Annotated in this window: 6 protein-coding genes; 2 read left to right on the top strand and 4 right to left on the bottom strand. The window is 34.1% G+C overall.

The genetic code is table 11. From position 1 onward, the window contains the following. A partial coding sequence (locus tag ABJF52_RS03250) for a thrombospondin type 3 repeat-containing protein (protein WP_348146232.1) occupies positions 1–1,173 on the top strand: 1,173 nt, incomplete at its 5' end. 3 nt (positions 1,174–1,176) lie between these two features. Then, on the top strand, positions 1,177–1,848 hold the full coding sequence (locus ABJF52_RS03245; protein WP_348146229.1) for a hypothetical protein: 672 nt from the start codon (positions 1,177–1,179) through the stop codon (positions 1,846–1,848). A 23-nt stretch (positions 1,849–1,871) separates the two neighbouring features. Here the strand turns inward: ABJF52_RS03245 and ABJF52_RS03240 are convergent, their stop codons facing one another. The 4 genes from ABJF52_RS03240 to ABJF52_RS03225 form a co-directional block, all read right to left on the bottom strand. Further along, a complete protein-coding gene (locus tag ABJF52_RS03240; RefSeq protein WP_348146226.1) occupies positions 1,872–2,873 on the bottom strand; it encodes a sugar kinase in 1,002 nt (333 codons plus the stop codon). Between the two features lie 57 nt (positions 2,874–2,930). Then, positions 2,931–4,595: a PQQ-dependent sugar dehydrogenase gene (locus tag ABJF52_RS03235; RefSeq protein WP_348146223.1), complete on the bottom strand. Its 1,665-nt coding sequence runs from the start codon at positions 4,593–4,595 to the stop codon at positions 2,931–2,933. Positions 4,596–4,600: 5 nt separating this feature from the next. Further along, positions 4,601–6,916 carry a chondroitinase-B domain-containing protein gene (locus tag ABJF52_RS03230; RefSeq protein WP_348146221.1) on the bottom strand — a complete coding sequence of 772 codons (2,316 nt, stop codon included), beginning with the start codon at positions 6,914–6,916 and terminating at the stop codon, positions 4,601–4,603. A 464-nt stretch (positions 6,917–7,380) separates the two neighbouring features. Next, the coding region (locus tag ABJF52_RS03225; protein WP_348146218.1) for an acyl-CoA thioesterase II at positions 7,381–8,140 on the bottom strand (760 nt) is incomplete at its 5' end.

Genomic DNA, 8,140 nt, shown 5'->3' with positions numbered 1-8,140 from the left:
GCAATTTCACCAGGAGATTTTTCTGAACTAGCTGCTAACACAAAACTAACTGTAATTGACGGAGCCTCTGGAGCTTTTATTGACATACCTCTAATAGATGATACTGATGAAGAATTAAATGAAGAATTTTCTGCAACGATTAGTAATCCGAATATTAATTCTATTAGTATTACACAAGCTACTGCAACTGCGACCATAGCCGCAAGTGATTCTGATGCAGCAGCTAATGATACTGATGGAGATGGGGTTACGAACGATTTGGATAATTGTGCTAGTACACCTAATGCAAATCAGTCGGATATAGACAATGATGGCATTGGTGATATATGCGATGATGATATTGATGGAGATGGGGTATTGAACACGCAAGATTTATGTCCAACTCAGCAAGGAACGGCCCAAAATAATGGTTGTCCATTACAACCTATAATTGATATTAAACCTGAAGATATTTATGCTCAAGTTCAAAATGCTACATGTCCAGGTGTTTCCAACGGAATTATTTCAATTGAACTTTTTAAAAATTATAATGGAACAGTTACGGTAAGCGGTTCTAACCTAACAGAATCTATTTCTAAGCCTTTAACTGTAGGTGTAAAAACAATATTTGATGGATTGGCCATTGGAAACTATAAAATATGTGTTGACATTGCCGAATTCCCAAATTTCAACCAATGCTACAATTTAAATGTCCTGAGTTATGAAGAAATAAAAGTAGCCACTCAAGGAATAGACCTTTCTGGAAAATCAGCCTCATTTCAGGTAGAAGGAAGCACTTCCTACCAGGTTAGTATAAACGATGTAGTTTATTCTCATGAATTCAATACAACAAAGTCTAGAGTTATTTCTGTTCCTCTAGAAGCTGGTAAGAATAATATTCATATCTCGGGCGTATCCGACTGTCAAGGAATATTCACTGATGAAATAATTGTTGGTCACTTAACTGTATATCCCAATCCTGTTGTTGAAAAAATTTGTATCGAAGGAATACTTGCAGAAGGGGATGCTACTGTAGTTGTTGCAAACCTGACAGGAAAAATAGCTGCTAAAGCTATTACCCCAATAGCTAATGGAGAAATTCATGTTGATTTTAGCACGCTAAGTAAAGGTGTATATCTCGTTTACTTAAGAACCAATGAAGAAGAAATTGAATTTAAAATTGTAAAAAAATAAAGTATGAAAAGCATATACATTTTTTTGGTCCTCATCGTAATGTTATTGATTGCAGGATGTGAAGGAAAATTCGAACCAAATAATCCAGTGTCATATTTATCTGCGGCAGATTTAATTTTTCCTAATGATGAAGAATTATGTTTGGAAGGTGAAATTTCTGAAGCAGGAAAAATAAAAATACCGTTTTCATGGTCCGCAGTGGATGGAGCAACAAATTATCGAATTTCAATTAAAGCTGAAGGTAATGCAGAGGAGTTTACATTTGAGACAACAGATACTAAGGCAGATTTGGATGTAGAACTTGGCACCATGTACACTTGGAAAGTATTCGCTATAAATGAGAGTAGTGAAACAGAAAGTAATGTTTGGAGCTTTTATTCGCAGGGAGCACCCATTAATAATTATGCTCCTTTTCCTGCTGTAATAATGATTGTTAATGAGGGAAATGGTCTTATTGATTTAGCTTGGCAGAGTAATGATTTGGACAACGATATTGTCAGTTATTCTGTTTACTTATCTTTAGAAAACCCGCCGAGTATTTACTTAGAAAATACTACGGCGACTTCAGAAAATAATATACCTGTAACTAGTTCAATGACATATTACATTGTAATGGAAACAAAAGACGCTCTAGGAAATTCCACAGAATCTAAAACCAGCTTTGTAGCCAATTAAAATCATTTATTTTTTTAATTAAGTTATCGTTTTATGGTACCCGAAGTATCACCATCCATTAAACTAATCACATTTTCTAATGTAACCATATTAACATCACCTGGAACGGTATGTTTAAGGGTACATGCCGCGGAAGCAAAATCAAGGGCTCGTTTATCGTCAAAATGTAGTAAACCATAAATTATACCAGCTGCGAATGCATCGCCCGTTCCAACACGATCTATTACATGCGTAATATTTAAAGTCTCGGTTTTTATGTATTTTTCACCGTTCCACATTTTACCTTGAATTTGCTGGTGAGAGGCACTGATAGACTTTCTATTTTTGCCGACAACCTTTTTAATTTTCGGGAATTCGTCCATTAATTTTTTAGCTACTTGTCTAAATTTATCGCCCTTCTCTCCAATCCCAAACATTTCTCTAATCCCTCGACTACTTGTAATAACTATATCGCAATTTTTAACCAATTCAGGCATAACTTCTTGCATGGTTTTCCCATACTTCCACATATTCTGTCTGGAATTAATATCACCAGAAACTTTCACACCCATTCTATTTGCAGTCTTTATAGCATCTAAACAAGCCATTGCTGCACCATCTGAAATAGCCGGAGTAATTCCAGTCCAATGAAACCAATCTGCATCTTTAAGAATGTGTTCCCAATTAATCATTGAAGGTTCTATTAACGAGAATGAAGAACCTTCTCTTTCGTAAATAACTTCACTAGATCTATGTACGGCTCCTTTCTGTAAAAAATATTTCCCTAGCATATCATCGCCATAAAAAACATGTTCTGTACTCAACCAATGTTTTCGTAGAAATTGTGTAGCTGCTTTTCCTAAGGCGTTATCAGGAAATCGAGTAACATGAGCTGCTTTCATTCCAAGATACCCACAAGAAATTGCAACATTAGCTGCACCACCACCATAAACTAAATCAAATGAAGTAGCCTGAGAAAACATCGAATTTCCTGGTGGCGATAATCGCATCATTACTTCTCCAAATGTTATCACTTTTTTCGCCATAGAATATTTCTTTTTTTATGGAAATAATATGTTTTAATTATCAGGCGACCAATTAAATTATAAGGTTCGACTGTTTCTAATCACTTCTATTTCCTTTACACTTATCGAGTCCGTATAATCATTAGCGGTTAATCGAATAAAATTCAACAAATCTTTTAACTCATTATTTGATAGCCCCACTGCAAAACCTGGCATAATCTCATTATACTTTTTTCCTTTCACCTCTATTTCTCCCGACATTCCAAATAGTACGGTCTCAATAAGTTTTGTTTTATCGGCTACCGTTTTGGTGCCTATTAATGGTGGGGCAAAATCAGGTATGCCCTGACCCTGTTTCATATGGCATGATACGCAATTATTATTGTACACGAACATTCCATTAGCATCGTTCCCACTCTTTGCTTGCACGAACATTTCAATAGGTTTATTATCTTCAGTTAGAACCTTTAAATCTTTAAAATTTTCCACCTCACTTTCATGAATCACTGAAATTTTCAAAACGCGATCATTACCATTTTCAGGCACGTTTTCGTACATCCATCCATACCTACCAATATGCCAATCGGAATTACTTGTAACGATATAAACGTCACCATTAGGTGCTACGCACAAATCTCTAAATCGACCAAACTGTTTCTGCAAATAAATTCTTTCATTAATAATACGCTCTCCTGATTCATCCAATTCTAATAACCAGAGAGATCTACCTTTCAAAGTTGTTAGCATCAAGTTGTTTTTCCATTCGGGAATAGCGTCATTATTATAATAATCCAGCCCAGCAGGTGCTATCGTTGGTGTCCAATTATAAATAGGTTCAGTTACAGCAACCGTATCACAGAAAGTCAATTCATTTTCTTTATCACAATAACCTTCAACAAAGGGCCAACCATAATTTCCTCCAGCTTTAATAATATTTATTTCATCATCATTGTCCGGGCCATGTTCCGAAGAATATATTTTTCCATTTGCAGCAACAAGTCCTTGTGGATTCCGATGTCCCATAGAGTAAAAATAACTATCAGGTATTGGATTGTCGTCAGGTACACTACCATCGAGATTTATTCGAAGTACTTTCCCCGGCAGACTTTCTTCAGTTTGAGCATTACGTGAATTTGCCACATCTCCTATTGAAAAAAGTAGTTTATTATCGTCACTAATTGTAAGTCTAGAACCATTATGTCCTCTAGAACCTGGAATTTCATGGAAGATTGATTCAGATTCCATTAATGTATCGTTTTCATTGAAATATGCATATCGCACCAATCTTGATTTTACGTAATTCGGATTCCCTCTCCTATCAAATTCATTGGTCAACGTAGAATCGGTATATGTATAATGTAGGTAAACGTAGGGGTTGTTCATAAATTCTGGGTGTAAAACCATCCCTAATAATCCTGGGGTATATCCTTCTGAAAATACTTCCGGAATACTTAGCACCTTTTTGACCGCACCCGAATTTGGGTCCATACGAAGTACATTGCCCTTTTTTTCAGTAAACCACAAATGGCCATCTCCACCCCAAGTAATTTCCCAAGGCTGAACTAAATCACGCTCCAGTTCACTAACCAACAATCTTGTTTCTGCCAATTCAATAATAAACTTTGGCTTTTCAAAAGATGGTCTTTTGTAGGGTTCTGTATTATTACAACTAGCAACTAAACAAAGTAAACACAGCACAACAATGTTGTTCCAATTTTTATCCCAAAAATTTGCTGAATTCATAGTATCTAGTACATCAATTTTAGAGGTAGATTTTGTTCAACAACCAGTTCACCAGAATTTTCAATTACATTATCACTATGGGTATTATTTTTTGCTCCCCAAAGTCTAGCCACCTGTTTTACTTTGTTATTCTTGAAAATATTATTAGATAAATCTACATTTATTATCCCATAGGTATTAAGCAAAATACCGTTTTCTTCACCTACACCACTATTAGTAAATGTACAACCTTTAACTATAAGGCTGCCCCCTACGGTAGATTCATCGTATCCACCACGATAATAATCAATAACATTCTTTTTAACTATGTCAAATTCGGTATTCGTTATATAAATATTTTCAGCATTGTAATCACCTTTATCATCGTCTTCTCCCGATAATTCTAATCCGTTATTACAATTTTTGATAACTGAAGAATCAAACTTTATCAACTCTGAAAATGAAAATTTATATGCTTTAAGAACAAAATCAAAATTCATGATTTCAGAATCCACAACATCTAATTTATAATGATTAGACATGTTTTCTTTTAAGGTAGCAAAGGCAAAATTTTCACTATTCCCCATTAACGAAATGGATTTTAGTTTAAGTTCACCTTTGGGATTCATTTCAAACAAGGGAGTTCCGGTATTTCCTTTATACAAAATCTTAGCTTTTTTTGTGGAGTCCTTAGATGAAACGATAAGTCGTTTATTAATTTTTATTGATGAACTTATGTCATAAGTATCAGAAGTTAATTGGATAATATCTCCATTTTCAGAATTAGTAATTGCCGCTACTAATTCCTCAGATGTAGATACAGAATGTGTTTTTGATTCTCCATTATTTGGAGTTGAATCGTACCACACAGGACCATATTGAGATAAATCCATAATAGTAGGTTTTGCCCCACCTACACCATTTGTGGCTCCAATAGCATTATTTTCTATTCTAGAATTTCCGAATAAATCATTAGTAATTTGTTCAAATTCGAATCCGCTGTGCGGTACAATATCTGACAGGTCGGAAGATGGAATATAAATATTTTCTTCTAATTCTGTTAATGAAAAATCCTTTTCAACAAGTCCCTCAACACCATTGAATGGTACTCCTTGGTTGTTAATTACATTGCTATTAAAGTCAATACCATCAACCGAATCATGTCGAACAATTGGTAATTTGTCTCCTGTTGAATTACTTATAATATTATTAGCCAAAATAGTCCGTATAGGCCTTTCAGAGCGAATTTCAGAAGCAGGTAGTACATTTTTCTGATCAACATTTGAGCCAACACCAAACTGCCAAGGCGATGTACAATTTATCCATGTATTATAAGCTACAACTACATCGGTAACTTGAATATATCTATTAATTGCTGGTCTTCTAATCCCATTCATAACTGCTAATGGAGCTCTAAAAGTTTCTCCTTTTAAGTTATAGAAATAATTATTAGTTACCCAATGACCGGTACCAATTAGTCGAACACCACCGACATATGGAGAAGCATCATCTCCAATAAAATAATTACCATCAACAATACAGTAATTACCGTGTCTGGTTACTAAAGAACCTTCACTTTTAAAGAAAACGTTGTTTCTAAATTCATTAAAATTTGTTTTGCTAGAAATAACTTCAACTTCTCCATTACATCTTTCAAAAAAATTATTAGACACCAAAGTATGGCTTGGCACCATTGATGTACTGCTTGTTCCGAGTTGAATAGTTTCTCCACTAGGCCCTCCTTTAGGAGGTCTAGGGCCAAAATGATTATTATTTATTTCGTGGTAATTTTTAATGCTTTGATTTCCAGCAAGATTAATTCGAACAGTTGGTCCTCTATTTGTTTTTCCCGTAATGTAGCAATGATCTAATTGATTATGTCGACCTTTAAATAACACCCATAGGTCAGACATATTACGTTGAGCTTTATTAAAATCCTTTATAACACAATTGGTAACTCTACTATTATTTGCAACAGTATCTTTATTAATAAAAAACTGAACAACCGATTCTGAAGGAGATGCTCCATTTGTAAAATAAAGTCCATCTACAACAAGATATTCACCACCTAATTTTAAATCGGATTGACCTTGAATAAATACCTCACCGGGAGTTTCCGCTCGCAGTGTGATTTTTTGATTTTCTGTGCCATTGCCAAAGAATTTAATTTGAACATCATTCCAAACTCCATTTTTCAAAACTATTTCACTACCTGGTGTAGCTTCTTTAATCGCTTTGTTTAATGCATCTATATTTTCTACTAGAATTCCTTTTGAACTTGTGTCACTACCACAAGAAAAGAGTAATAACGCAGCAACGATTATTAGCAAATTATTTTTCATATTCTTAATACAATGTAACTAAATAGAGTTTTATATTTCGTTAAAAGAATAAAGTCCCATTATTAATCTAAAGTTGAAAACATACTTTATATGTGTAAAATGTGAAGTTCGCATTAAATCAATACTAGAATATGCATTAATGCATATAATTGGTTAACCAATTTGCAATTTAATAAAATAACATGGTAAATCAATTTTAAAATTAGGATTATTTTATCTAAATTAATCTTTATATGTATTAAAATTCTGACAACTAAATAAATTGCTTTACTAAAATAAACAAGTTTAAGTGTCTCGAATATATTAAAGAATACATGTTGTATCAGTCCAACAATCTGAATTAACAATCAAAGCGAATTAATCACTCCCTTTAAAATTTTGATGTTTTTAAAGCAACAATTGCCTTAAACAATCAATTATCTTGATTTTATAATGCCGTTAAAACTAGCTGTATATTAGTGGTATCAAAAACTTTGACGCATCAAACCTTCTTGCGCAACTGAAGCCACTAAAACACCTTTTCTATCAAATACACTACCTCTTGCAAATCCCCTTGAATTGGATGCACTTGGACTATCCATACTATACAACAACCAATTTTGAATATCAAAATCTCTATGAAACCAAATAGCATGGTCTAAACTAGCGTAAAATGTCTCGCCTTTATTTAGTTCTTCGCGATGCGGTAAAGTTGCTGTTGTAAGTAAATTATAATCCGAAGCATAAGCCAAAAGCTGCTGTTGCATTGGCAAATTAATTTCTGCTGTTTCGGAAGTACGAAACCATGTATTAAAAAATGGGGAACCATTTTCTACTAATTGCGTTGTAAATTTTTCTACCGGTTTAAAATCAAACACTTTAGGCTGTATAGCTTTGAGCTTTTTATATGCACCAGGATAAAGCTCTTTTATTTCTTCCAATTGTTCAAGGCTAGTAGTTAACTTCTCCGGAGGAATTAAATTGGGCATAGGAAACTGATGATTAACTCCTTCTGACTTTACTTGAAATGATGCGGCCATGTTAAAAATAGCCTTGCCATTTTGTTTGGCTACTACTCTTCTTGTAGTAAAACTACCTCCGTTCCTGATAGTATCAACTTCATATCGAATCGGATATTTTAAATCTCCTCCCAAAATAAAATAGCCATGCAAGGAATGCGCAATTCGTTCTTCTGGAACTGTTTGATAAGCAGCATGCAAAGCTTGCGCTAAAACTTGTCCACCA

The sequence above is a fragment of the Aurantibacter sp. genome, from assembly GCF_039941195.1.
Lineage (GTDB): Bacteria > Bacteroidota > Bacteroidia > Flavobacteriales > Flavobacteriaceae > Aurantibacter_A.
The sequence above is the reverse complement of the archived record's forward strand: the minus strand, read 5'-3'. Positions and strand labels throughout refer to the sequence as shown.